This is a genomic window from Kitasatospora sp. NPDC092039, from assembly GCF_044756065.1.
In the GTDB taxonomy this organism is placed as follows: Bacteria; Actinomycetota; Actinomycetes; order Streptomycetales; family Streptomycetaceae; genus Kitasatospora.
In genome coordinates, this window is the sequence record NZ_JBIVSD010000005.1 from 312,122 (window position 1) to 337,343 (window position 25,222).

18 protein-coding genes are annotated in these 25,222 nt (G+C 73.7%); 15 read left to right on the top strand and 3 right to left on the bottom strand.

The annotated features are described in order from the left end of the window. Positions 1–23: 23 nt before the first annotated feature. The 3 genes from ACIQI7_RS13575 to ACIQI7_RS13585 form a co-directional block, all read right to left on the bottom strand. Positions 24–1,157, bottom strand: coding sequence for a nucleotide disphospho-sugar-binding domain-containing protein (locus ACIQI7_RS13575; RefSeq protein ID WP_401108623.1), 1,134 nt, complete (start codon positions 1,155–1,157; stop codon positions 24–26). A 29-nt stretch (positions 1,158–1,186) separates the two neighbouring features. Beyond that, positions 1,187–2,542: an acetyl-CoA carboxylase biotin carboxylase subunit family protein gene (locus tag ACIQI7_RS13580; RefSeq protein WP_401108625.1), complete on the bottom strand. Its 1,356-nt coding sequence runs from the start codon at positions 2,540–2,542 to the stop codon at positions 1,187–1,189. Positions 2,543–2,642: 100 nt separating this feature from the next. Next, positions 2,643–4,697, bottom strand: coding sequence for a PEP/pyruvate-binding domain-containing protein (locus ACIQI7_RS13585; protein WP_401108628.1), 2,055 nt, complete (start codon positions 4,695–4,697; stop codon positions 2,643–2,645). 496 nt (positions 4,698–5,193) lie between these two features. Between ACIQI7_RS13585 and ACIQI7_RS13590 the strand changes: the two genes are divergently transcribed. From ACIQI7_RS13590 to ACIQI7_RS13660, 15 genes are all read left to right on the top strand, one after another. Continuing rightward, complete coding sequence (locus ACIQI7_RS13590; RefSeq protein WP_401108631.1) at positions 5,194–6,924, top strand: peptidoglycan-binding protein; 1,731 nt, start codon at positions 5,194–5,196, stop codon at positions 6,922–6,924. Positions 6,925–6,942: 18 nt separating this feature from the next. Continuing rightward, complete coding sequence (locus tag ACIQI7_RS13595) at positions 6,943–7,407, top strand: hypothetical protein (RefSeq protein WP_401108634.1); 465 nt, start codon at positions 6,943–6,945, stop codon at positions 7,405–7,407. Between the two features lie 214 nt (positions 7,408–7,621). Beyond that, positions 7,622–9,469 carry a phage tail sheath family protein gene (locus ACIQI7_RS13600; protein ID WP_401108637.1) on the top strand — a complete coding sequence of 616 codons (1,848 nt, stop codon included), beginning with the start codon at positions 7,622–7,624 and terminating at the stop codon, positions 9,467–9,469. 7 nt (positions 9,470–9,476) lie between these two features. Further along, positions 9,477–10,001: a phage tail protein gene (locus ACIQI7_RS13605; protein WP_387732895.1), complete on the top strand. Its 525-nt coding sequence runs from the start codon at positions 9,477–9,479 to the stop codon at positions 9,999–10,001. An 11-nt stretch (positions 10,002–10,012) separates the two neighbouring features. Continuing rightward, positions 10,013–10,744 carry a hypothetical protein gene (locus ACIQI7_RS13610; RefSeq protein WP_401108642.1) on the top strand — a complete coding sequence of 244 codons (732 nt, stop codon included), beginning with the start codon at positions 10,013–10,015 and terminating at the stop codon, positions 10,742–10,744. Then, the gene (locus ACIQI7_RS13615) at positions 10,737–11,441 is read left to right on the top strand and encodes a hypothetical protein (RefSeq protein ID WP_401108644.1); all 705 of its coding nucleotides are present in this window, start codon (positions 10,737–10,739) and stop codon (positions 11,439–11,441) included. The genes ACIQI7_RS13610 and ACIQI7_RS13615 overlap by 8 nt, the downstream gene beginning before the upstream one ends. Before the next feature lie 324 nt (positions 11,442–11,765). Next, on the top strand, positions 11,766–13,034 hold the full coding sequence (locus tag ACIQI7_RS13620) for a DUF4255 domain-containing protein (RefSeq protein ID WP_401108647.1): 1,269 nt from the start codon (positions 11,766–11,768) through the stop codon (positions 13,032–13,034). A gap of 21 nt (positions 13,035–13,055) precedes the next feature. Continuing rightward, positions 13,056–15,134 carry an ATP-binding protein gene (locus tag ACIQI7_RS13625; RefSeq protein ID WP_401108650.1) on the top strand — a complete coding sequence of 693 codons (2,079 nt, stop codon included), beginning with the start codon at positions 13,056–13,058 and terminating at the stop codon, positions 15,132–15,134. A 134-nt stretch (positions 15,135–15,268) separates the two neighbouring features. Further along, a complete protein-coding gene (locus ACIQI7_RS13630) occupies positions 15,269–15,535 on the top strand; it encodes a hypothetical protein (RefSeq protein ID WP_401108653.1) in 267 nt (88 codons plus the stop codon). After that, entirely contained in the window at positions 15,532–21,666 is a 6,135-nt protein-coding gene (locus tag ACIQI7_RS13635; protein ID WP_401108656.1) for a DUF4157 domain-containing protein, read from the top strand. The genes ACIQI7_RS13630 and ACIQI7_RS13635 overlap by 4 nt, the downstream gene beginning before the upstream one ends. Before the next feature lie 14 nt (positions 21,667–21,680). After that, positions 21,681–22,457 (top strand): hypothetical protein, encoded by a 777-nt coding sequence (locus ACIQI7_RS13640; RefSeq protein WP_401108659.1) that lies wholly within the window; start codon positions 21,681–21,683, stop codon positions 22,455–22,457. Between the two features lie 10 nt (positions 22,458–22,467). Continuing rightward, positions 22,468–23,115 carry a hypothetical protein gene (locus ACIQI7_RS13645; protein ID WP_401108662.1) on the top strand — a complete coding sequence of 216 codons (648 nt, stop codon included), beginning with the start codon at positions 22,468–22,470 and terminating at the stop codon, positions 23,113–23,115. Continuing rightward, on the top strand, positions 23,112–23,465 hold the full coding sequence (locus ACIQI7_RS13650) for a hypothetical protein (protein ID WP_401108665.1): 354 nt from the start codon (positions 23,112–23,114) through the stop codon (positions 23,463–23,465). Before ACIQI7_RS13645 ends, ACIQI7_RS13650 begins: the two co-directional genes overlap by 4 nt. Before the next feature lie 37 nt (positions 23,466–23,502). Further along, complete coding sequence (locus ACIQI7_RS13655) at positions 23,503–24,597, top strand: hypothetical protein (RefSeq protein ID WP_401108869.1); 1,095 nt, start codon at positions 23,503–23,505, stop codon at positions 24,595–24,597. Between the two features lie 111 nt (positions 24,598–24,708). Then, on the top strand, positions 24,709–25,218 hold the full coding sequence (locus tag ACIQI7_RS13660; protein WP_401108668.1) for a phage baseplate assembly protein V: 510 nt from the start codon (positions 24,709–24,711) through the stop codon (positions 25,216–25,218). Positions 25,219–25,222: the final 4 nt, after the last annotated feature.

Below are 25,222 nucleotides of genomic sequence, written 5' to 3' on the forward strand. Positions count from 1 at the left end.
CCACGCCGGGGACGGGCCCGCCGCTACCGCGCGGCGGCGCCGGTGAGCCGCTCCGCCACCGCCGTCGGCGACGGCATCGCCGCGATCTCGGCGGCGACCTCCCGCGCGGCCCGGCTCAGCGCGCCGTCGGTGAGCAGCCGGTCGAGCAGCTCCGGCCCGATCTCCCCGGCGCCCGCGCCGAGCCCGGCTCCGCGTTCGCGCACCGCGTCCGCGGTGATGAAGCGGTCGGATCCGTCCGGCAGCACCAGCTGCGGGATGCCCGCGTCCAGCGCGCTGAGCGCGGTGCTGCTGCCTCCGTGGTGGATCGCGGCCGCGCAGGTCCCCAGCAGCGCCCGCCACGGGACCCAGCCGTACGGGCGGACGTTGTCCGGCAGGGTGCCGAGCTCGCCGAGGTCGAGTTCGCCGGTCGCCAGCACGAACTCCGCGTCGACCTCGGCGGCCGCCGCGATCACCCGCTCCAGCCTGGTCAGGCCGTCGGTCTTGGGCGCGACGGTGCCCAGGGTCACCGCCACCCGCGGACCGTCGGCGGGCCCGGCCAGCCGGTCGGGCAGGGCGCCCTCGCCGTTGTAGGCGACGGGCCGCATCGAGCAGCCGTAGCGCTCCGATCCGGCCATGCTCGGCGGCGCGAGGTCGACGGTGTCCGCCGGTTCGGGCAGCTGGTCGATCCCGTGCCGGGCGAAGGTGTCCGCCATCTCCGCGAGCATCAGCGCGCGCAGCTTCGGGGTGCGGACGAACCCCAGGTCGTGCTGGACCGCGGGCACGCCCAGCCGGGTCGCCGCGAGCAGTGCCACCGGGAACTGGTAGTCGTACACCACCAGGTCCGGCCGCCACCGCGCGGCGAGCTCGACCATGGCGTCGGCCACCGCGCTGTTGACGTGGGCCGCCAGCGGGACGAACGCCTCGCGGTCGGCCGAGTTGCTCTCGACCACCCGCCGCATCAGGTCGGGCCGCCGGGTGCGGCCGGCCTCCCGGATCTCCTTGCGCCAGTCGACCCCCGGCGCGACGGGCAGGTACGGCAGTCCGGATCCGGCGACCGGCTCGCCGCCGTCCATCGAGGCCACCGCGACCTCGTGGCCGAGCGCCCGCATCGCCCTGGCCAGCGGGACCAGCGGGAAGAGGTGGCCGATGCCGGGGGCGCCGGCGAACAGTACGCGCATGAAGGAACCTCGGTGGTCGGGACGGGGGGTCAGGAGGCGGCCCGGTGCAGGGCGGCTTCCATGCCGTTCAGCACGGCGTTGCAGTCGCGCTGCAGGGTGGCGGCGTCGACGGCGCTCAGCAGGTAGACCCCGAGCCAGTTGCGCGATCCCGCGGACGGGTCGAAGGCGGGCACCGGCTGTCCGGCCGGCATGGCGAAGGCGGGGACGGCCTCGATGGTGCTGCCCGGGGACAGCAGGCTCTGCCAGTCCACGGCCTGCGGGTTCCAGACCGGCGTGCTCCGCCAGGGCACGCCCGCCGCGTCGGCCGGCACGACGGCGAGCGACGCGGCGGCCCTGACCCCGTCGGTGAGCATGGCCTGCGGGTAGTCGACCCGCTCGCCGAGCAGTTGCCGGACCAGCATGCCGATCGGGTCGAGCCCGAAGACCTCCTCGACCTGCCGGGTCGTCAGCAGGCCGCCGAACCGGGCCGCGGTCTCGATGACCACCAGCTCGCCGTCCTTCATCAGCTTCAGCTCGGTGTGGGTGCCGCAGTTCTCCAGCCCGAGCGCGTCGACGGCCTGCCGCGAGACCTCCTCGATCCGGCGCTGCAGCGGCACCGCCATGACGGACGGCGAGGTGCTGGCCACCTCGACGAAGGACGGCACGGTGGGCAGCTTGGCGGTGATGGCCAGCGGACGGTAGACGCCGTCCGCGACGATGCCCTCCACGCTCACGTAGTCGCCGTAGCCGGGCTCCTGGTACCAGCCCTCGGTGGAGCCCTGGGCGATCTCCTCGACCAGGCGGTCCCGGTCGGTGTCGGCGGCGTAGAGCTCGTTCATGCCGACCCGGCTGCCGGCCCGGAGTCCGCGCTCGATCCCGGCCCACGCGGGGGCGGCGTCCGCGGGCCCGTCCAGCACGATCTGGGCGACCGAGCCGGCGCCCCAGGCGGGCTTCAGCAGTAGCGGGGGCGTGAAGTCGGCGAGCGCGGCGTCCAGGTCGGCGAGGCTGTCGACCCGGCGGAACCCGGGTACCGGCACTCCGGCCTCGGCCCACGCCTCCCGCATCAGCCGCTTGTCCCGGGCGCGCAGGATGCCGGCGCCGGCCCCGGCCAGGTTGAGCCGGCTCGCGGCGTGCGCGACGGCCAGCACCGCGAACTCCGAGAGGGTCAGCACCGCGTCGGCCCCGATGGCCTTCGCGTGCTCCACGATCAGGTCGACCAGCTCGTCACCGCGCGGCGCGTCGGGCACCAGCTCGATGCCGGTACAGCTGGGCCGCCAGACGTCCTCCCCGGTGGTGGGCAGCGGCGCCAGCGCGAGGACGTGCAGCTCGCCGCAGGCGGCGATGCGCGGGAAGGCGTACTCCAGCGGGGCGCCGCCCTTGACGTAGACGTACAGAATCCGGTTCAACGTACTCTCTCCTGAGGGAAGTTCATTCGGCCCGGGGCATGCCGAGGCCGCCTCGTACGGGCCCCTGGACAGGCGGGGCCCGTACGGTGCTCCGGCAGCGTCAGCCGGCGGTGTGGAAGGGGCGCAGCTGCAGCAGGCTGACCCGGTCGCCCTCGATCGCCCACTCGATGTCGACCGGGGCCGCGTAGGTCTCGTCGGGTGCGAAGTGCGACTGCAGCAGCCTGCTGATCAGGGCCAGCCGGCGGACCAGCTCCTTGGTCCGGGTGTCAAGGTCGCCGGTGGCGGTGCCGAGTGACAGCGTCCGGCTGCCGCCCTCCATGGTGTTGCACAGGTACTGGAGCGGGGCGCCCCGGCCGGAGACCACGTCGGTCACCGAGCGCGGCGAGATGTTGAGGTAGACGTTGCGGAAGTCCTGCGGGCTCAGCGGGTTGCAGGTGACCAGGACGCCGCCGACGGTGGCGCCGACCTGCTCCTGGACGATCACGCCCATCCGGCAGTGGTCCAGGGGGATGCCCGCCTGGCGCCGCAGCAGCACCGCGCGCGGCGAGAAGAGCGAGGCCCACACCTCCCGGACCGCGTCCAGGACCGCCTCCGTGCCGCTGACCTGGGCCACCGATTCGTAGAGTCCGGCGGCGGAGAAGCCGGGCAGGTCCTCGGCGTTGGAGGAGCTGCGGACGACCTGGACGGCGGCGCCGTACAGGTGCCGGTCGAGGGCCCGGTCGATCTCGGCGCGGACCGGCTCGGGCAGCGGGGTGCCGCGGACCAGCCGCTGCACGTCGAGGCAGAGCTCCTCGATCCGCGACGTCCCCTCCTCCTGCCCGGCCGCGCCACCGCGCGGGGCGCCCTCGCCGAGGGCGGAGTCCAGCCGCTCGACGGCGTCCCGCAGCTCCGGCGAGGAGTCGAGGAAGCGCTGCTGGAGCGAGAAGGGCAGCACGATCCCGCGCGGCACCTCGGCGTGCTCCTTCACCAGCAGCCGCGCGGCGGCGTCCAGTTCGGTGCCGTCCGCGTCCTCCGGGAGGCCGAGCTGCCGGGCCAGGTAGCGCAGCAGGTCGGCCCGGGGCGGCCGGGGCACCTGGTAGAAGCCGAGCCAGCGGGGCGAGCCGTGCTGCAGCAGGTGGGTGAGTTCACCGAGGTTGGCGGCCTTGGTGCCGAACCGGACGTGGTCGCCCTCGCGCAGTTCGAACAGCGGGGTGACCGGCGTGGGCGCGAGGTCGGGCCGGTCCACGGTGATCCGGACGGTGGGCGGGGCCGGGCGCGCTCCCCGGTCGGCGGGCGGCTCGGCGGCTTCGAGCAGGAGGTCCTCGCCGCCGACGTCGACCCGGTAGCGCACCCACCGGCCGGCCAGCCCGGCGCGCTCGATCCGGTCGACGGCGCCGATGCCGACGGCGTTGGGGATCCGCCAGCCGGCGGCCATCACGTTGATGTGGGAGAGCGGTGTGGTGTGCTCGGTGTGGATGATGCCGGACACCCGGGGGATGTCCTCGGGCACCCGGGGCATCACCACGATGTCGTGCCACTCCAGCGGCTCGGGGTCGGCCCGGTACTCCTCCTCCGAGCGGAACACCCGCAGCCGGCCGTGGGCCGTCCCGGCGGCCAGCGGCACGAACGAGGCCGCGGAGTAGAGCTCGTGGGACAGGACGCGCGGTATCTCCGCCTCCGGGATGCCGGCGAGGTAGCCCTCCTGGCGGTGGCCGGCCGGCTTGAGCACCAACCGCAGCGACGGGTCGACGTGCTCGCGCACCCGGTGGTAGAAGAAGCGCAGCATCTCCTGGTCCATGGTGTCGACGTCGACGGTTTCCAGGGACAGGAACGTGTCGGCCCCGTGGCCGTTCTCCGCGGTGCGGGTGTGGCGGGCGAGGGTGCCGAGATAGAAACGGCGGTCGGGATTCCGGTATACCTCGTCGTTGAACGAATCGAGCCGGCCCGCCAGTTCCTCGATCGACATGCCGAGGATCTCGCAGGCGATGTAGCGGACGTGGAGGGTGCCATCGGCACTGTCGATGAAGTGGAGCACCGACTCGTCCCGGTCGAGCACGATCTTCACATAGGGGTAGCCCCCGACCTGGCCGGCGAGCTCGGAGAACTCCTCAAGGGTGAGCTTTTCGCCTGGGAGGCGGGGCCGCGTGGTCGCGTCGTTGCGATCCGAACGGGTCATGCGCACAGTTCAGCCATTCGTCATCATGTACACGATCAGTACACGTGGTGCAGAGGGGTTACGACTAACTCCATCCACACTGCCATTCGATATGAACATTTGACGAATGATCATGTGGTATCAGGCCAACTTGAAACGATCAGGCCATAAGGATCTCGTCAGGGAATAAATCACCGCACCACATCGATCCGAGATCGCCTGAGGTCGTACAGGAATCAACACTTCCGGAAATCCCCGATCACCGATCACGCGGCGGGCGCCCCCGGCCGGGGGCGCCCGCCGGCGCGTGCGCCGGCGGCATGGTGCCGCCGGCATAGTGCGGCGGCACGGGCCGCGGCCGCAGGGCCGTCCCGGCGCACAAATCACGTGCAAACCAAGGGAGTTGACCTTCCACCGGCGGTACTGTGGAGGGAGCATGACGCTCTGGCCGGCGTCGCGCCCCGGACCGGGGGCCGGTCGGCTGTGGCTGCCATCGGCGCAAAGGGGGAGCATCCTGATGGCATACGCGAAGGGTTACGACGTCTCCGACTTCCAGTCGGGCATCCCGGGGGACGCGGAGTTCGTCTTCATCAAGGCCACCGAAGGGGGCCGCACCGGCCAGGCCGGTTACGCCGACAAGCTCGCCGACGCCCGGCGCCGGGGCCTGGTGGTCGGGCACTACCACTTCCTGCACGCGGAGAACCCGGTCGACGGCGAGGTGGAGCACTTCTGCCGGGTCGTCGGACGGATCCCGCCGGGCGAACTGCTGGTGCTGGACTTCGAGCCGTACGGGCAGTCGGTCGGCGACGGGGCCGCGACCGAGGCGAAGAACCGGTGGCTGGCGGCGGTCAAGCAGCGCTACCCGGACCACCTGGTCGGGCTCTACACCAACCGCGACTACTGGTTCCGCACCGACGACAACGCCGGCGACTTCCTGTGGATCGCGGACTACGTGGCCGCGGGTGCGCCGCGCGTCCAGGCGCCCTGGCACTTCCACCAGTACAGCGACGACCCGCTCGACGTGGACGTGTACAACGGCTCGCTGGACGAGCTGCGGGCGTGGGCCGGCGCCGCCCAGGCCCCCGAGTCGCCCGCGCCGGCGCCGGACCCCGTGCCGCCGGTGCCCGACTGGCCGGGGCTGCAGCTGGTGGACCGCGCCCAGTGGGGCGCGCGCCGCTGGCGCGAGCCCAACGGTTCGATCCCGTACGCCGGGCCGCGCGCCGGGGTGAAGGTGCACTACCTCGGCACCGCGTACACCTTCGACACCCACGACACCTGCCCGGCCTACGTACGGCGCCTCCAGGCCTCGCACATGGACGACGACCGCTGGTCCGACATCGGCTACAGCTTCGTGGTCTGCGAGCACGGCCACGTCTTCGAGGGCCGCGGCCTGAACCGGCGCAACAGCGCCAACGGCGACGTCCCGCTCAACGAGGCGCACTACGCGGTGTGCGGACTGGTCGGCTCCTCCGGGTCGACCGAGCCGACCCCGGAGATGCTCAACGGGCTGCGGGACGCGATCGAGTACTGCGTGCGCCAGGGCCCGGCCGGCCCCGAGATCAAGGGGCACCAGGACGGCTACTCGACCGACTGCCCCGGCCCGGCGCTGTACGCCTGGGTGACGTCGGGTGCGCCGCGCCCGTCCGGACCGGTGCCCGATCCGCCGTCCCAGGAGCCCGCGCCGCAGCCGGACCCGACCCCGGCCCGGTACCGGAACAGCGTCGGCGGCCTGCCGTACGGCTACGGCGCGCACGGCCCGCACGTCACCGCCGTCGGCGAGGCCCTGGTGGCGGCGGGCTTCGGCTCGCACTACAGCGAGGGCCCCGGCCCGGACTGGACCGACGCCGACACCCTCAACTACGCCGACTACCAGCGCAGTCTGGGCTACTCCGGCGGGGACGCCGACGGCGTGCCCGGCGAGGCCTCGCTGCGCCGGCTGCTCGGCGGGGCCGTCCCGCTGGCCGAGGTGTCCAGGTCGAACGTGGTCGCAGCGGCCCGCCGGGACCCGGACGCGCCCCAGGGCGCCACCACCCACGCGGACGACGCGTACACGGTGGAGCTGGCCCTCGTCGCCGAGGGGCTGCTCGACCGGCGGTGGCTCGACGGCTCGTTCGGCACCCAGACCGTCGACGCCTACTCCGCCCTGCAGCGCAGGTACGGCTACAGCGGGCAGCAGGCGGACGGCATACCCGGCAGCAGCTCGCTGACCCGGCTCGGCCAGGAGCACGGCTTCACGGTCGTCGACTGACGTCCGCCGAGGAGGACCATGTACCAGCTCGCCCTGTCCCTGTGGCGCACCTGCGTGCCCTACGTCGTCGCCTTCCTCGTGGTGCAGGCCGCGCGGCTCGGCGTCCGCCTGGACGACGCCTCCGTCACCTCCGCCCTGGTCACCGGCTTCGGCACGGCCTACTACGCGGCGTTCCGGTTCCTGGAGCACCGGTTCGGCGCGAACTGGGGCTGGTTCCTGGGGGCCGCCCGGCCGCCGTCCTACCAGCCGCCGGCTCCGACGCCGACGCCGACGTCCACCCCGGCCCCGGCGGCGGCCACCCCGCCGACCGCGCCGGCGTCCGTCCCCGGGCCCGCGCCCACTCCTACGCCCGTTCCTGCTCCCGCTCCCGCCGCGCCCGCCGCCGACCCGGCGCCCGCCGCACCGACGCCGAAGCCCACGAGGGATCCGGCGGAGCCCACCACGGCCCGCCCCGACTACCGGAACCTGCCCGAAGGCGGCTGACCGACACCGACCGGGGGTTACGGAGTTCCCGCTTCCGCAGCCCCCACATAATAAGCACAGTAATACAATTGGCTTTTCAAGTTCGGGTCTTGACGAATAGTCCCCCGAATCTGAGACTGAGCCTGCCACCAATGCATCGGGACCACGCGGCCCGCCCGCGGTGCGAATCCCTTTCTCCAGGTCTCTTGATGCACGAAGTGAACGGAGGGGGAATTTGCCGACGACACCGACCTATCCGGGCGTCTACATCGAAGAGCTTCCCAGCGGCGTCCGCACCATCACCGCGGTGAGCACCTCGGTGACCGCCTTCGTCGGGGCCACCCGGCGCGGTCCGCTCGACCAGCCCGTCACCATCACCAGCTTCGCGGACTTCGAGCGCCGGTTCGGCGGGCTCGCGAGCCAGAGCCCGGTCAGCTACGCCGTCCAGCAGTTCTTCCTCAACGGCGGCTCGATCGCCGTGGTGGTCCGGGTCGCGGCGGCCGGCACCGGCGCCGCCGCGGGCGTCACCCTCGGCTCCACGCAGACCTCCACCGCCACCCCGGCCCTGGAGGTCACGGCCGTCGAGCCGGGCCTCTGGGGCGCCTCGCTGCGGGTCGCCGTGGACTACCGGACGCCCACCCCGGCCGAGACCTTCAACCTCCAGGTCTTCGACACCTCGGGCGCCGTCCGGGAGTCCTTCACGGACCTGTCGGTCCGGGAGGCCAGCCCCCGGTTCGCCGAGACGGTGGTGAACGGCGGCTCGGCGGTCGTCCGGGTGAAGGTCCTGGCGGAGAGCCGGCCGGACCCGGTGGGCACCGTCTCCAAGCCGTTCGCGGCCGCGCTGCCGGACCTCACCCACGAGGTCCAGGTCAAGATCGGCGACGTCGCGCGGACCGTCAGGATCCACGACCCGGCCGCGGACGGCCCCGCCCCGACCACCGTCGCCGAACTCGCCCTGCTGCTGGAGCGCAAGCTGCGCGCCCTGCCCGACGCCCCGGGCCGACGGGCCTTCGCGGGCACCCGGGTCAGCGTGTTCGGCCGGCAGCTCCAGGTCGTCGCCGGCTCCACCGACCCGGCCGACGTGGTCCGCTTCCTCGGCGAGGCCGCCAACAACCTCGGGCTGGAGGGCTCGGTCAACCCGCCGGTCGTCGCGCTCGCCGGCGGCCAGGACGGCGGGGCCCCCGGCCTGACCGACCTGATCGGCAGCGAGGCGGCCAAGACCGGCATCCAGGCCCTGCGGGACGTCCAGGACGTCAACCTGCTGGTGCTGCCGGAACTGGCCGGCTACGCCAGCGTCGACGACGCCGTCACGGTCGTCTCGGCCGCCCAGGCGCTCTGCGCGGAGAAGCGGATGTTCCTGATCGTCGACTCGCCGCAGGCGTGGACGACGCTGGACGCCGCCCGGGCGGGCCTGTCCGCCTTCGACTCCGTGCGCGGCGACCACTCGGCGCTGTACTTCCCGCACCTGGAGCTGGTCGACCCGCTCACCGGGCGGCTGCGCAGCTTCCCGCCGTCGGGCACCGTCGCCGGCGTGATGGCGCGCACCGACGCCCAGCGGGGCGTGTGGAAGGCGCCGGCCGGCACCGAGGCCGGCCTGCCCGGGGTGCGCGCGCTGACCGTCCCGCTGACGGACCGGGAGAACGGCCTGCTGAACCCGCTCGCGGTGAACTGCCTGCGGACCTTCCCGGTGGTGGGCCCGGTGGTGTGGGGCGCCCGGACGATGGCCGGCGCCGACGTGCTCGGCTCGCAGTGGAAGTACGTCCCGGTGCGGCGCCTGGCGCTGATGCTGGAGGAGAGCCTCTACCGCGGTACCAAGTGGGTCGTGTTCGAGCCCAACGACGAGCGGCTGTGGGCCCAGATCCGGCTGAACGTGGGCGCGTTCCTGCACTCGCTGTTCCTGCAGGGCGCGTTCCAGGGCACGTCCGCGCGCTCGGCCTATTTCGTCAAGTGCGACCGGGACACCACCACCCAGGACGACGTCAATCGCGGAGTGGTGAACGTCGTGGTCGGATTCGCGCCGCTGAAACCCGCGGAATTCGTGATCGTCAAGATCGAGCAGCTCGCCGGACAGTTCGAGGTTTAGGATCTCCATGGTCGAGTTCACCGTCAATCCGCACCGGTTCGATCCGTACAAGAACTTCAAGTTCCTGGTGGTCTGGGACGGCCGGGTCGTCGCCGGGGTCAGCAAGATCAGCCCGCTCAAGCGCACCACCGAGGTGGTGAAGCACCGCAGCGGGGGTGATCCGAGCGCGCCGCGCAAGTCGCCGGGCCGCACCGACTTCGAGGCGGTCACCCTGGAGCGCGGGGTCACCCACGACCCGGAGTTCGACCGCTGGGCCAACAAGGTCTGGATGGTCGGCGCGGGCCGCGGGGCGGAGGTCTCGCTCCGGGACTTCCGCAAGGACCTGGTGATCCAGGTGCTCAACGAGGCCGGCCAGGTGGCCGTCGCCCACAAGCTGTACCGCGCCTGGCCGAGCGAGTACCAGGTGCTCGGCGAACTGGACGCCAACGCCAACGCGGTGGCGATCCAGAGCCTCAAGCTGGAAGTGGAGGGCTGGGAGCGGGACGAGGAGACGCCCGAACCGGAAGAGCCGTCGTTCCAGCAGCCGGCCTGAGCGGCCGGCTGATGGAAAGCGCCGGGCAGGCCGCCCTGTTGGCCACCTGGGAGGCCGGGCTGGCGGCCGGCCGCACCGGGCGGGCCCTGCTGCTGCACACCGTCGCCCGCCCGGGCGCCGGGACGGCGGAGCTGCTGGCCGTACCGATCGGCGAGCGGGACGCCGAACTGTTCGGCCTGCGCGCCGAGTTGTTCGGTGAACAGCTCGACGTGCGGGTCGGCTGCCCGGACTGCGCGGAGGAGATGGAATTCACCTTCGCAGCCGGGCAGTTGATCGGCACCGCCCGCCCGGAGCCCGGGCCGCTGCGGGTGGAGCTGGACGGCTGGCGGGTCGGCTTCCGATTGCCCACCCCCGGGGACCTGGCCGCCGCCGAACAGGCCCCCGCGGGCCTGGCCAGGGACGTACTGCTGGAGCGGTGCGTGCTGGCCGCCGAGCACGACGGGGAGCCGGTGGCCGCCCGGCGGCTCCCCGAACCGGTCCAACGGCGCATGGCCGAGGCCGCGGCCGCCGCCGACCCCTGCGCCGACGTCCGGCTGAACCTCAGCTGCCCCGAGTGCGGCCGGGCGGCCCACGCCGAGCTGGACATCGCCTCCTACCTCTGGGAGGAGCTGGACGACTGGGCCCGGGCCACCCTGCTCGACGTCCACCTGCTGGCCACCGCCTACGGCTGGAGCGAGACGGAGATCCTGGCGCTCAGCCCGCTGCGGCGCCGCTACTACCTGGAGCTGTGTGCAGATGGCTGACCACTTCGACCGCCTGGTGGCGAAGGGCGACCCGGACCGAGCCGGGTCCGGCGTGCGTCTGCGTCCGCGCCTGCCGGGGCCGTTCGAACGGATCGACGCGCTCGGACCGGCCCGGCCGGCCCCCGGCGACGAACCGGCCGTACCGGAGCGGGCGGGCGGGCCGCCGGATCCCGCCCCGCTCCCCCGGCCCGCGGCGGCGCCGCGACCGGCGGCGGCCGGGGCGGCGCCCCCGCCGGCGGTCCGCGACGACCGGCCCGCCGCCGTACCCGTCATCCCTCCGCTGTCGCGCACGCCCCTGCTGGTCGCGCCGCCGACCGCCCGCCCGGCAGCCGTACCGGCCGTCGACCCGCTGGGGCGGGCGGCGGCCGCCCGCCCGGCAGCCGTACCGGCCGTCGTCGCGGCACCCGTCACCGCACCGCCCCGGACGGCCGCGGCCGGGGCGGTGCCCCTACCGGCACGGCCCGCCACCACGCCGGCGGCCGGACGGCGGGCCGCCGCGGCGGCCGTCCCCGGGCACGCTCCCGGGGCCGGGGCCCGCGGCCGGCAGCGGCCGGTCGAACGGGTGGTCCGGGTCCAGATCGGACGGGTCGAGGTCAGGGCCGCCGAGCGCACCCCGGTCGGACCGCGCCGCACGGCCGCGGCCCGACCGGCCCCGGCCCTCGACCTGGACAGGTACCTCAACCGGGAGCCGTCATGACCGGGCGGGTGGGCACGTGAGCGAGCGGAGCGAGCGAACCGTCGAGAGGTGCGCGTGGGCGAATGCCCCTGCCGAGCGCAGCGAGGCGGGCGCATGAGCGAGCGGAGCGAGCGAACCGTCGAGAGGTGCGCGTGGGCGAATGCCTCTGCCGAGCGCAGCGAGGCGGGCGCATGAGCGAGCGGAGCGAGCGAACCGTCGAGAGGTGCGCACGGGCGGACGCCCCTGCCGAGCGCAGCGAGGCGGGCGCATGAGCGAGCGGAGCGAGCGAACCGTCGAGAGGTGCGCACGGGCGGACGCCCCCACCGGGCCCGGCGAGGCGGTCGCATGAGCAACCACCTCGCGATCGCGACCGTGAGCGAGGCGCTGCGGCTGCTCATCAGCCGCTCGCTCTCGCCCGACATCCCGTTCGCCGTCGAGGTCGGCGCCCGAAAGCCGCCGACCGAGCCGCCGACCGACCCGACCATCACCGTCTTCCTCTACCAGGTCACGCCCAACGCGGCGCTGCGCAACCGCGACGCGCCCACCCGCGCCGCGGACGGCACGGTGCTGGCCCGGCCGACCACCGCCCTCGACCTGCACTACCTGATCAGCTGCTACGGCGAGGAGTCCCAGCTGGTCGGCCAGCGGCTGCTCGGCTGCGTGATCCGGGCGCTGACCGAACAGCCCATGCTCTCCCGGCAGTTGATCGAGGAGGCGGCCGCCCAGCCGTACCTGGTCGGGGCGGACCTGGCCGCCTCGCCGCAGCGGGTGCGCTTCACGCCCACGGTGATGGACGTCGACGAGATGTCCAAGCTGTGGAGCACGCTGCTCCAGACGCCGTACGCGCTGTCCGTGCTGTACCAGGCCACCGCCGTCCTGGTGGAGGGCCGGGTCGATCCGGTGGCCGGCAAGCCGGTGCTGCGCCGCAGCGTGCGCGCCCTGCCGTCCCGCGGGCCGGTCGTCGACCGGGTGCGCTCCCGGCCCGCCGGGTCCCGGGGCGCCCCCGAGGAAGGGCCGGTGACCAAGGACCGGGAGCTGGTGCTGGACGGCTCCGGGCTGCGGGCGGACCTGGTGGTGGCCCGGCTGGGCGAACGGCGGGTGAGGGTCGACCCGGCCGGCGTCCGGGACGACCGCCTGGTGGTCGCCGTACCGGAGGACCTGCCGCCCGGCGTGCACCGGGTGCAGGTGCTGCACGGGCTGGCGCTGGACGGCCGGCCCGCCGCCGAGCACCTCGCCGTGGAGTCCAACGCCCAGACCTTCGCCCGGCAGCCGCGGATCGTCGCGCCGATCGGCACCGCGGACCGTCACGACGGACCGGCCGGCGTCTCGGCCCGGCTGGACGTCCGGCTGGACCTGCCGCTCCGGGACGACCAACAGGTCCTGCTGCTGCTGGACGAGCTGCACCCGCCCGCCGGGCGGCCCGGGGCGAGCCACCAGTTCCGCGCACCCGCGCCGCCGCGGCCTCGCACGGACCCGTTCGAGGTTCGGGTGCCGGTCCTCGGCGTACGCCCGACGGCGTACCTGGCCCGGGTCCAGGTGGACGGCGTGCCCAGCGAGTTGACGGTGTCCGACGACGGGTCCTTCACCGGTCCCGTCGTGGACCTGACGCACTGACCGCAGGACGGGGGGAGAGGGATGAGCACGCGCCGGAGGCAGGGCCGCGAGGGCCCGGCGGACGAGCCGCACCGGCGGTCGCTGTCGGCCGCGGTCGCCGCCGTGCTCGAACGGGTCGACGCGCACGCGGCCGGGCGCACCGACCGGCCGCCGTCGGGTGGGGCCGCGCCGTCCGGTGAGCCGGGGTCGTCCGGTGAGCCGGGGTCGTCCGGTGAGCCGGGGTCGTCCGGTGGGGCCGCGCCCTCGGGTGGGCCCGCGCCGTCCGCTTCCGCCGGCCGCCGGGGCGGGCGCCGGCAGCCCGCCACCGCCCTGGACGCGCTCACCGCCTCCTTCGGGCTCACCCCGTTCGAGCGCGACGTCCTCGTCCTGGCCGCCGCCCCCGCCATCGACCCCACCGCCGCCGCCCGGTGCGCCGCCGCGGGCGGCGACCCCGGGCGCGCGTACCCGACCTTCTCGCTCGCCCTCGCCGCCCTGGACCAGCCGCACTGGAGCGCGCTCACCCCGGTGGGCCCGCTGCGCCGTTTCCGGCTGGTCGAGCTGGACGACGAGACCGCGCTCACCGCCTCCCGGCTGCGGATCGACGAACGGGTGCTGCACTACCTGGTCGGCGTGCCGTACCTGGACGTACGGCTGCACGGCCTGCTCACCCGGCTCGGGCCGCCCGGCGAGCTGCCCGACCCGCACGAGCGGTGCGCGGCCGAGCTGGCCCGGGGCTGGACCGCCGCCGGGCTGACCGGCCCGCCGCACGCCGAGCTGACCGGCGCCGACCGCCGCACCCGCTGGGAGATCGCCGCCGCGGCGGCCCACCGCTCCGGGCTGGGCCTCTACGCCGCGCACCGCGAGGACCTGCCCACCGAACCCGCCGAACGCGAGCAACTCGCCCGGCTCTGGCAGCGGGAGGCGATCCTGATCCCCGCCGCGCTGCTGGTGGAGGGCGGGGAGCCGGGCCGGGAGCGCCCGCAGGCCCCGAACGGCACCGAGGCCTTCCTCGCGAGCCTGGCGGTGCCGCTGGTCGTGTCCGGCGACGAGCTCCCGCCGGCCGGGGCCTCGGACCGCGCCCGGCTGACCGTGCCCCCGCTCGGCCCCGAGGAGCAACTGGCGATCTGGGCCACCGAGCTGGGCGGCGCGCCGGGCGTCACCGACGGCGGACTCCGCGCGCTGGCCGCGCAGTTCTCGCTGCCCGGCCATGTGATCCGGGCCGCCGCGGCGACCGCCCGGCGGGCGGCCGAGGACGGCCGGGACATCAGCCCGCTGGCGTGGCAGGCCGGGCTGGTGGAGGCCCGGATGTCCCTGGACGAGCTGGGCCGGCGGGTCGAGCCGCGCGCCGACTGGGAGGACCTGGTGCTGGAGGAGCGCCAGCGGGCGACGCTGCGCGAGATCGTCGCCCACGTCCGCCGGCGCGGCACGGTCTACCAGGAGTGGGGATTCGAGTCGGTGCTGCGCCGCGGGCTCGGCGTCACCGCGCTGTTCGCCGGCGGGTCGGGCACCGGGAAGTCGCTGGCGGCCGAGGTCGTCGCCGGGCAGCTCGGCGTGGACCTGTTCGTCATCGACCTCTCCCAGGTCGTCAGCAAGTACATCGGCGAGACCGAGAAGAACCTCCGCCGGGTCTTCGACGCGGCCGAACGCGGCGGTGCGCTGCTGCTGTTCGACGAGGCCGACGCGCTGTTCGGCAAGCGCAGCGAGATCAAGGACAGCCACGACCGCTACGCCAACCTGGAGGTCAGCTACCTGTTGATGCGGATGGAGGCCTACCGGGGCCTGGCCGTGCTCACCACCAACATGAAGAAGGCCCTGGACCCGGCGTTCATGCGGCGGATCAGGTTCGTGGTCGACTTCCCGTTCCCCGGGGTGCCGGAGCGCGCCGAGATCTGGCGGCGGGTCATCCCCGCGCAGACCCCCAGCGAGGGCCTCGACCCGGAGCGGCTCGCCCAGCTCACCGTGGCCGGCGGCTCGATCCGCAACATCGCGCTGTCCGCCGCCTTCCAGGCCGCCGACGAGGGCTGCCCGATGCAGATGCGGCACCTGCTGGCGGCCGCGCGCACCGAGTACCTGAAGCTGGAGCGCTCGCTGACGCCCTCGGAGGTCGGCGGATGGATCTGACCGTGGGGCCCGGGACGGGGCCTGGGGGTGCCGGGCCCGGGGGTGCCGGACAGGCGGGTGCCGGACAGACGGGTGCCGGGCCTGGGAGCGCCGGACGGCAGGACCTCGCGCACGGGAGGGCCGGGCGGATCGAGGTGGAGATCGGCGAGCTGGTCCTCGACGGCTTCGCGCGCATCGACCATGACCGGCTGACGGCGGCGTTCCGGAGCGAACTGACCCGTCTGGTCGAGGCGCGCGGCGTGCCGCTCGCGGTCGGCGGCGACCGCGTCCTGGACCTGCTCTCCGGGCTGCCGCCGCTGCCGGCGGGTACCTCGCCGCAGCGGCTCGGCGAGGCCCTCGCCCGCGCCGTGCACGCCGGGCTGTCCGGCGGCGGCCGACGGCCGGAGCGGGGGCGGACATGACGCGGGCCACCACCGCTGCGAAGGATTCCGCGCCGGACGGCAAGCAGGGCGCGGCCCGGCGCAGGACGCGGACGCCGAAGGCCCGTACGCCCGAACCCAAGGAGATCGTCTCCGGCGCCGGCCAGCCGCTCGACCCGGGCGTACGCCGGGAGTTGGAGGCCCGGCTCGGCCACGACCTCAGCCGGGTCCGGGTGCACACCGACCGGGACTCCGCCGCACTCACCGAGCTGATCGGCGCGGACGCCGTCGCCGTCGGCCCGGACCTCTTCTTCGGCGAGGGCAAGTACCGCCCGGCCGCCGAGGACGGCCGCCGGCTGCTCACCCACGAACTGCTGCACACCGTCCAGGCCCCGAACCCGCTCGGCGCGCTGCGGGCCGGCCGCGACCTGGGCGCGGTCAGCCTGCCGCAGGACGCCGTCGAACGGGAGGCGGAGCTCGGCGCGCGCGACGGCGGGCCGGCCGCGGCGACGCCGGGCGCCACACCGGGCTGGCTCCGCTACGCGACCGTGGACGCCGACCGGTTCCGCACCGAGCGGCTCGACCCGGCCACGCTGGTCGACCGGCTGGCGGCCGGCATCCTGCGCTCGCTGCGCGGCGACCCAACCGACTCCTCCGGCCGGGTCCGCCTGCAACTAGCCCGCTTCGCCCCCGAGTTGCAGGCCTCCGTACTCGAACGGCTGGCGGTCCGGATGCCGTCCTCGGACTACACCCGGGTGCTGGAGCTGGTCGAGGCCGCCGAGCACCGCCTCTCCGAGGTGGACGGCGCGCTGACGCCCGAGCCGGTCACCGGAGCCGCCGAGCGGACGGACCAGGAGCGCGAGGAGAGCGACGACCCGGAGCAGCGGCAGGACCGGCAGCCGGAGCAGGGCGCGGAACAGGAGGCGGAGCGGCCGGACGGCCGGAAGCGGCGACGCGGGCACCGCAAGGGCGAGGACGAGCGGGCGGGCACCGACGAGCGGCCGGAGGAGCGGGCGCCGGCCGCGGAGGGCGAGGCCGGCCAGGCTCCGCAGGGCGCCGCGCAGTCGGCGGGGCAGCCCGCCGCCGGCCCGGCCGAGCCCACGGCCGCGCCGGAGGCGGCCGTGCCGGAGGCAGCCGCGGCGGAGGAGGCCGCAGCGGAGGCACCTGCCGCGGCGGAGGAGGCCGCAGCGGAGGCACCTGCCGCGGCGGAGGAGGCCGTCCCCGTCACCGGCGCGCCCGAGGCCGGGCAGCCGGACGCCGCCCAGCCCTCGGCCGGTACGAAGCCGCAGCAGCCGGCCGCCGGACCACCGCCACGGCCCGCGCCGGTCGAACCCGAACGCCTGGACGCGGTCGCGCAGGCTCCGGACAGCCCGCTCACCCGGCACGGCCTGCTGGAGGACGACCACCGGCCGGGCGAAACCCCGGACCAGGAACAGCCGTTGGGCCTGGAGCCCGGCGCCGAGGCCGAGGTCCAGGACACCCCCGGCGCGGACCAGGAGCAGCCGCCGCAGCCGTCCGCCGCCGATCAGGAGCTGGCGCCCGGGGACTTCCTGCCCTCCGCGGACCTCGACGTGTCCGCCGTCCCGACCGTCGACCGGATGCCGCTCTCGGCGGACGGCGCACCCGCAGCGCACACCGAGGCACCGGCGTTCCCCGAGCCGCCCGCGACCAAGGCCGAGCAGGTCCAGGAGGAGCGGGAGAGCCGGCCGGACGCCGACGAGGAGCCGGCCGCGCCGCCGCAACCGGCCCAGCCCGAGGCTCCCCCGGCTCCTGCCGCGGAGGCCGCTGAGGCCACTGAGGCCGAGGACCGCGGCAGCCGCGACCTCCAGCCGGAGCGCCCGGTCGAACAGGAGGTCGGCCCCGACCCGGCCCAGGGCCAGGCCCGGGGCGCGGAGCCCGCAGAGCCCGCGGCAGCCGCCGAACCCGTCGCGCCGTCCCCGCAGCCCGGGCAGCCGGACCAGCGGGACCAGGAAGCACCCGCCGTGCGGGCCCGGGCGACCGAGCCCGCGGCCGAACCCACGGCCGAACCCGAGCCTGACGTCCCGGGGCGCACCGCCGCCCGCACCGGGGCCGGCCCGGTCGGCGGCGAAAGCCCGGGCGGCCCGGCCGACGTCCCGGACAGCCCGCTCGGGGCCGAGCCCGACGCAGCGCCGTCCGGCGCCGCCGCCCCCGGTCCGGCGGCCGAGCAGGCCGACGCGCCCGCCGGGCTCACCGCCCAGCCCGCCCCGGACGCCTCCCTGGAGGCCGGCGGCGGCGCCTGCGCGGGCCCGCAGCAGCCCACCACCGAGGCGGAGCCGGACGGAGCGGGCGGTGGAGGCTGCGCCGCGGGGGGCGGCGGTGGCGCGGCCGGCGCCCCCGCCGAACGGCAGGAGCAGCCGGCTCCGCCCGACGTGTCCGGCCAGGACCCGCAGAGCGCCCTCGCCACCGCCGCGAGCCTGCCGCCCGATCAGATGGCCGCGACCCTGGACGGCGTGGACGGTTCGGTGGACCGTACGGTCGGTGAGCAGCACGCCCGGTTGCAGGCCGCCCCGCCGACCACCCGGCGCCCGTCCGGCGCACCGCAGACCCGGTCCGGCCCGCCCGAGGCCGCGCCGCCCGCCGAGGCGGTGACGGAGCGGCTGGAGCGGGTCGGTCCGGAGGGTGCGGACGGTGAGCAGCGGAAGGCCGAGGAGAAGAAGGTCGAGGGCGGCAACCCCGGTGACCGGGTCGCCCCGCCGCACGTCGCCGACGACCCGGGCAACCAGGTGTCGGCGCAGGAGGTGCAGCAGGCCCAGGTCGCGGTCGACGGCGTGCCCTCGACCGACCCGGCGCTGAACACCACCGTCGGCCCGGCGCCCAAGGTCGAGCTGACCGGGGAGAGCGACCCGGCACGCACCGATCGGCAGGCGGCGAAGCTCAAGGAGAGCTCCGGCAGGATCCTCGGCGTCGGCCGGGAGGACACCGCCAAGCCGATGGGCGAGGACCGGATCTACCCGGACGTGCCGAAGGAGACGCTCACCGCCTCCGTCCCGGGCGGCGGCCGCCGCAAGGGCGGGGGCGCCCGCGGCGCGGTCTCCGCCGAACCGGGCATCGGCATCGTCACCCGGCAGGAGCGCGGGCCGCAGATCCAGGCGGCGGTCGGCCAGGGGCAGAATCGGCTGGGCTCCGAGCAGGCCGAGCAGAAGCAGGGCGAGGCCGAGGCGCGGCGGCAGAACCAGGCCGAGGTCGACCAGGCGGTGGCCGACAACGCCGAGGCCCAGGCCGGCGAGCGGGGCGACGCGGCGGAGAAGGTCAGGGCCGAACGCGAGCAGTGGCGCACCGAGCAGGACGAGAAGATCTCCACCGCGGACCAGGATGCCGGCGCGGAGCACGAGGACAAGACCGGCCGGATCGGCAGGAAGCGCGCCGAGGCCGACAAGGACGTCGAGGACCGCCGGCAGCAGGACAACCAGAAGATCCAGGACAAGCGCAAGGAGGCTGAGGAGAAGGCGCAGAAGGAGAAGGACCGCAAGAAGGAGGAGTCCGAGGGCTGGTGGGGCTGGGTCAAGTCCAAGGTGAGGGCGGCCTTCGACGCGCTGGTCGAGGCGGTCACCAAGGTCTTCGACTTCTTCCGCGGCCTGATCAACGACATCATCGACGGCTTCCGGACGTTCGCGAACTGGGCGATCGACCAGGCCCGGAAGTTCGCCGTCGAGCTGATCGACAAGCTCGCGGACGCGCTGATCAAGATCTGCGACGTGCTGCTGGCGGCCTTCCCCGAGCTGCGGGACAGGTTCCGCCGGAAGATCGAGGAGTGGCGCGACAAGGCGATCGCCAAGGTCAACGAGTGGGCGGACAAGCTCAAGAACGCCGTCAACAAGCTGCTCGACGCGCTGGCGGCCGGGCTGAACGCGCTGTTGGACGCCCTGGAGGCGGGGCTGAAGGCCGCGATCGAGGCGGTCCGCAAGGCGGTCATGGACGCGATCGACTTCGTGCGGAAGGCGATCGCGGTGTTCGGGGAGTTCGCGGCCCTGATCGGCGACATCGCCCCCGACCCGGGCGGGTGGCTGAAGAAGCTCGGCACCGCGGCGGTCGACGGCATCCAGCACTACCTGTGGGGCGCGATCAAGAGTGCGGTGCGGACCTGGTTCAACGAGAAGGTGGAGTCGGTCGTCGGGCTGACCTCCACCATCGTCAACGTCCTGGTCAAGGGCTGCATCTCGATGGCCCAGATCGGGCGGATGGCCTGGCAGGCGATCGTCGCCGCGCTGCCCGGGATGATCGTCTCGATCGTGGTCGAGAAGCTGGTGTCGCTGATCGTGCCGGCCGCGGGCGCGATCATGGCGATCGTCCAGGGCCTGGTCGCGGCGTGGAACACCATCAGCAAGATCGTCGCCGCGATCGGGAAGTTCGTCGCCTTCCTCAAGGCGGTCAAGTCCGGCTCGGCGGCCTGCCTGTTCGCCGACGCGGTCGCGGCGGGCGTGGTCGCGCTGCTGGACTTCATCTCCAACTTCCTGCTCAGCAAGCTCAAGGGAGCGGGGAAGGCGGTCGGCACCAAGCTCAAGGGGATCGCGCAGCGGATCCTCAAGGGCCTGGCCAGGGCCGGCCGGGGCGCCCGCAAGGCCGCCGGACGGGCGGTCAACAAGGCCCGGGCGAGCCTGCGCCGGGCCACCCGGTCGCTGAAGCGGCGGCCCCCGGTCGGCCGCCCCACCCGGCCCGCGCGGACGGGCCCCGCCCGGCACACCGTCGACCGCCGCCCGACCGCCGCCACCCCCGGGCGCCCGCACCGCGGGACCCCCCGCCCGAAGCCCACCACCCCCCGCCGCCGCCCCACCTCCCCCGTCGGCCGCGCCCTCAACGCCTCCCGCCAGACCGTCAGGGCCGCCCTCAACCGGGTGCGGACCGCCGCCCGCACCCTCGGCCGCAAACTCCGCAACAGCAGACTGGGCCGCGCCCTCACCAACGGCGCCCACCGCATCCGCGACGCCTACCGCAGGCAACGCGACCGCCTCCGCGCCTGGCACCAGAAGCGCCAGCAGCAGCGCGCACAGCGCCGCGCCCACGAGAACTCGCCGGAGGCGAAGAAGAACCGCCTTGACCTGATCGTCGCCCGCATCCGGCCGAAGCTCGTCGATCTGCTGCAGCGGGGCCTCCTGGAGGCGGTGTTCAACGCCGTTCTCCGGGCCATGCGCGCCTGGAATCGCCTGACCAGCCTCGCGCCGGTCGGGACCGAGGAATTCCAGCTCATAGCGGCGCTGAACCCCGAGCAGACCGTTACGGAAGCCCACTTCGAGCTGTTCGCCCTCGGGCCAGAGGACAACATCACGAATGCCTTGCGGCAGGCGATCGACAAGGCGTTCACCGGTCGCAAGGTGCAGCGCCTTGCTGACGTGAAGGCCATCTGCGCCGAGGTCGTCGCCGAGCTCGGAACCTCCGCGAAGGGAAGCAAACCGGGCAAGAGTGCCAAAGGTGCGAGGAGCGGGAAGGAAAAGAAGAAGCCGGCCAAAGCCCGCGACGAGGGACTCCAGAGTAAAATGCGATGGTTGGAGGGCAGTGCTCCCGACGGTCAGGACCCGGAGTCCGCCGTGCTCCTCTATGATCGGGGGCCCGACCACAAGATTCCGACGATCTCCATCGGACAGTTTCGGCGGAGGAATGTCTACCGAGAGATCAGGAAGGAGGGTAACCAGACCCTGTTCCGGAACGACCGCGGGGCGGAGTTCGTACTGGACTCCGCCGGCCAGTACGTCCCTCGATTCCTGACACGAAACATTGCGCAGCGGGATCTGCCGGAGGCCAAGAGGATCGATAAGGCCAACAAGAAAGCCCAGGAGCAGGGCAAAGAGAGGAGCGAGAAAGGTGAAGGCCTGACGGCCAGGGACACGAGCGCGGAGATCAACATCCCCGCGCATGTAGTCGGCAAGAAGAGCAGCCCGTTCATCTCCACGACGAAGCTGGAGAAGGCAGCCGTCACCAACCCACAGGGCAAGCCCCTCGGCGGCGAGTTCGGTTGGGTGAGGATTGACCTCCTGTACGTTCCCAGCAAGGACATCTACGACCTGACCACGAAGAGGGGTCAGGATCAGTGGAATCTCAGCCATCCCGGGTCGGACTCGACCAAGCAGGCCCTCCAGGATGTCGTGCGCACCCAGGAGGTACTGATCAAGGACAGGATTCCGCCGAAAGCAATCATTGGATATTTCGGCCCAAAGTAATGGAGAATGCAGCGATGTCGTTTGACAGCTATCACTGGTGGGGATGCAGGCTCGACAATTCCGAGCTAGACGACGCGCGCGCCGGACTGGCATCCGGAACGGGCGGCAAAGCGGGCGATCATGACGCCTTCCGGACCCTCCTGAGAAGCGGAGACACTGTCGCCGTCGGCATCGCCCTCGACCATTACCATCATGCGGATTCGACCGGTCGATACGGCGCGGAGAACCCATTCGCCGACGACGCAGCGGAAGTACTGGATCGCGCCCGGAAAATCCTTGAATCTCCCCCTTCTCCGGCCAGTACGACCGGCGCGGAGCACGACGGCGCAGATCACGCCAGTGCTCTGCTGGCCATGCTGAACCTGGCCCGCCCCGAGGACTCGGGCCTCATCGCGTCCGCCCTACGGCAGGCCACCACGGCCAACTCCACGGAAGCTGCGGCCCTGGTAGCCGGCACGGTACTGGAGGAGTCCGCCACTCTTGATCAGGAGCTGGTCGACGCGCTCAGTGACATCCTCTTCGAGGATTCCAATTCGCCGGCGGAACGTCTTCACGCGCTCATGGCCTTCGCCAACGTGCGCTCTGCGGAGGCCGCTCGCGTCGCTGCCCGAGCCATCGAGCTCAGCGACTTCCGACTCCAGGCGCACGCGGCACTCATCCTGGCCAGGCGACATCTGCCCGCGTACCGCACCCTTGTCGAGCGCGTCGTCGCGTCCTGGCCGAAAGACGCCCCGTTCCCGGCCCCGACCGTGCTGGACCTTCTAGGTACCGAGGTTCCGGAACGAGAGTAGGGGGAGACAGATGACCGGGTACACGGACGCCCCCAAGCCCATCCGGGCCGGGCTGGTGATCGTCGATCCGCAGCGGGGGACGCCGCAGCGGATCGTCGTGCTGCAGTTCAATCCGGACAGTCTGGAGCGCTCGCTCGCGCCGCAGGTCGCCGGGGCGGACGGGAGCGGGGACCGGACGGAGGCGTTGCGGTTGAAGGGGCCCGCGGTCGAGACCTGGAAGTTCACCGCCGAGCTGGACGCCACCGACCAGTTGGAGGTTCCCGCTCCCAACGGGATCCATCCGCAGTTGGCCACGCTGGAGTTGCTGGTGCAGCCGGCCAGTGCGCAGCTGCGGGCCAACCAGGCGCTGGCCGCGCTGGGCACCCTGGAGGTCACGCCGATCGAGGCGCCGCTGACGCTGTTCACCTGGGGCGGCAAGCGGATCCTGCCGGTGCGGTTGACCGAACTCACCATCACGGAGGAGACGTTCGACATCGACCTGAATCCGATCAGGGCCGCCGTCGGCATCGGCCTGCGGGTCCTGACCGTCAGCGATCTGCCGACCGGCCACCGCGGGGCCGAGCTCTACCTGGCGCACCTGGCGCAGAAGGAGCGGCTGGTCGGCTCCGCGGCCGACGGCCGGCTGAGTTCGCTCGGGCTGGGAGGGGGCCTGCGATGACCGCCGACCACCCGCTCGACGCGCTGCCCGCGCCGTCGCCCTACCCGTTGACCAGCCGGTACCACGGCGTTCCGGTCGCGCTGCACACCGCACCGGACGGGCGGCAGGTGCCGTACCTGCGGCGGCGGCTGCTGCCGAGCACGGACGGCCTGACGCCGCTCGCCGAGCACACCGTGAGCACCGGCGACCGCCTCGATCTGCTCGCCTACCGCTACCTCGGCAGCGCCGACCAGTGGTGGCGGATCGCCGACGCCAACCCGGTGGTCGATCCGCGGGAGCTGACCGCGACGCCGGGCCGGCGGATCACCGTCGCGCTGCCGGGCGCCGTACCGGGGGTGGGCGGTGGCTGACGCCTCGGCCGTCGGGTCGATCCACCTGAGCCTGCTGATGGGCCCGCAGATCCCGGTGCCGGTGCCGCAGCCGGTGACCGACGCCCTGTTGTCGGCGCAGGTCACGGTGGCGTCCGGGCAGCGCAGCGGGTTCCAGCTGGCCTTCGACCTGTCGAAGCACGGTCTGCTCAACACCGCGCTGCTGCCGGGCGGCTTCTTCGACCCGAAGATCAGGGTCGTCCTGATGGTGACCGTCACCGGCACCCCGACCGTGCTGATGGACGGGGTGATCATCCGCCAGGAGGTCGGCATCAGCAACCAGCCGGGCCAGTCCACGCTGACCGTCACCGGCGAGGACCTGACGGTGCTGATGGACCTGGAGGAGCAGGCCGGGGTGCCGTTCCCGGCGATGTCACCGGCGGCCCGGGTCGCGGCGATCATCGGCAAGTACGGGCAGTACGGGATCGCGCCGCTGGTCGTCCCCGAGCTGGTGCCGCAGACGCCGATGCCGACCCGGCGGATCGACTTCCAGAAGGGCACCGACCTCGGCTACGTCAACGAGCTGGCGAAGGCCAACGGTTACGTGTTCTACCTGGACCCGGGCCCGGTCCCCGGGATGAGCCGCGCCTACTGGGGGCCGGAGGTCCGGCTCGGCGTCCCGCAGCACGCGCTGAACGTCAACATGGACGCGCTGTCCAACGTCGACCAGCTGACCTTCGCCTTCGACGGGACGGCCCGCGAGGAGCCGGAGGCCCGCATCCAGTTCCCGGCGACCAAGGTGTCCGCCGTCCTGCCGGTGCCGGAGGTCAGCATCCTGCGCCCGCCGCTGGCGCTGCGGCCCGCACCGGCGCTGAAGAAGAAGGTCATCGCCGACACCGCCAAGAAGGACACCTCCCAGGCCGTCGCGGAGACCATCGCCAAGGCGATGGTGTCGGCGGACGCCGTCACGGGCTCCGGCCAGCTCGACGTCGTCCGGTACGGCCACGTGCTGCGGCCGCGCGAGCTGGTCGGGGTCCGCGGCGCCGGGCTCACCTACGACGGCCTGTACTTCGTCAAGAGCGTCACCCACAACCTCAAGCGCGGCGCGTACAGCCAGAACTTCACGCTGGCCCGCGAGGGCCTGATCGCCCTCCAACCGACCGTCGTGCCGTGACCGCCGTGCCGTGACCGTCGCGCCGCAACCGCCCCGACCACCGACCAGCGACCGACCGACCGACCGACCGACCAGCGACCGACCAGCGACCGACCAGCAGGAGCCGCCAGCATGGCCGAACCGACCCGCTATCTCGGCAAGTTCCGGGGAACGGTGGTGAACAACGTCGACCCGCTCGGGATCGGCCGCATCCAGGCCCAGGTGCCCGACGTGCTGGGCGAGGTCACCTCGACCTGGGCGATGCCGTGCTTCCCGGTGGCCGGTCCGGGCATGGGGCACTACGCCGTCCCGCCGGTCGGGGCCGGCGTGTGGGTGGAGTTCGAGCAGGGCGACCAGAGCTACCCGATCTGGACGGGCTGCTGGTACGGCGCCGCCTCCGAGGTGCCGGTGGAGGCGACCACCGGCCCGCCGGGCGTGCCGAACCAGGTGCTGGAGACCACCGGACGGCGGGTGATCGTCCTGTCCGACGACCCGACCACCGGGATCACCCTGCGCACCCCGAGCGGGGCCTCGATCGTGATCAACGACTCGGGCATCCAGATCAGCAACGGCCAGGGCGCCTCGATCTCGCTCGTCGGCGCCACCGTTTCCATCAACCAGGACGCCCTGAGCGTGACCTGACGGG

Coding starts and splice junctions, on each gene's coding strand:
- ACIQI7_RS13625 (WP_401108650.1), top strand. CDS start 13,056: ATGAGCACGCGCCGGAGGCAGGGCCGCGAGGGCCCGGCGGACGAGCCG.
- ACIQI7_RS13575 (WP_401108623.1), bottom strand. CDS start 1,157: ATGCGCGTACTGTTCGCCGGCGCCCCCGGCATCGGCCACCTCTTCCCG.
- ACIQI7_RS13595 (WP_401108634.1), top strand. CDS start 6,943: ATGTACCAGCTCGCCCTGTCCCTGTGGCGCACCTGCGTGCCCTACGTC.
- ACIQI7_RS13655 (WP_401108869.1), top strand. CDS start 23,503: ATGGGCCCGCAGATCCCGGTGCCGGTGCCGCAGCCGGTGACCGACGCC.
- ACIQI7_RS13590 (WP_401108631.1), top strand. CDS start 5,194: ATGGCATACGCGAAGGGTTACGACGTCTCCGACTTCCAGTCGGGCATC.
- ACIQI7_RS13645 (WP_401108662.1), top strand. CDS start 22,468: ATGACCGGGTACACGGACGCCCCCAAGCCCATCCGGGCCGGGCTGGTG.
- ACIQI7_RS13635 (WP_401108656.1), top strand. CDS start 15,532: ATGACGCGGGCCACCACCGCTGCGAAGGATTCCGCGCCGGACGGCAAG.
- ACIQI7_RS13610 (WP_401108642.1), top strand. CDS start 10,013: ATGGAAAGCGCCGGGCAGGCCGCCCTGTTGGCCACCTGGGAGGCCGGG.
- ACIQI7_RS13615 (WP_401108644.1), top strand. CDS start 10,737: ATGGCTGACCACTTCGACCGCCTGGTGGCGAAGGGCGACCCGGACCGA.
- ACIQI7_RS13650 (WP_401108665.1), top strand. CDS start 23,112: ATGACCGCCGACCACCCGCTCGACGCGCTGCCCGCGCCGTCGCCCTAC.
- ACIQI7_RS13660 (WP_401108668.1), top strand. CDS start 24,709: ATGGCCGAACCGACCCGCTATCTCGGCAAGTTCCGGGGAACGGTGGTG.
- ACIQI7_RS13640 (WP_401108659.1), top strand. CDS start 21,681: ATGTCGTTTGACAGCTATCACTGGTGGGGATGCAGGCTCGACAATTCC.
- ACIQI7_RS13620 (WP_401108647.1), top strand. CDS start 11,766: ATGAGCAACCACCTCGCGATCGCGACCGTGAGCGAGGCGCTGCGGCTG.
- ACIQI7_RS13605 (WP_387732895.1), top strand. CDS start 9,477: ATGGTCGAGTTCACCGTCAATCCGCACCGGTTCGATCCGTACAAGAAC.
- ACIQI7_RS13585 (WP_401108628.1), bottom strand. CDS start 4,697: ATGACCCGTTCGGATCGCAACGACGCGACCACGCGGCCCCGCCTCCCA.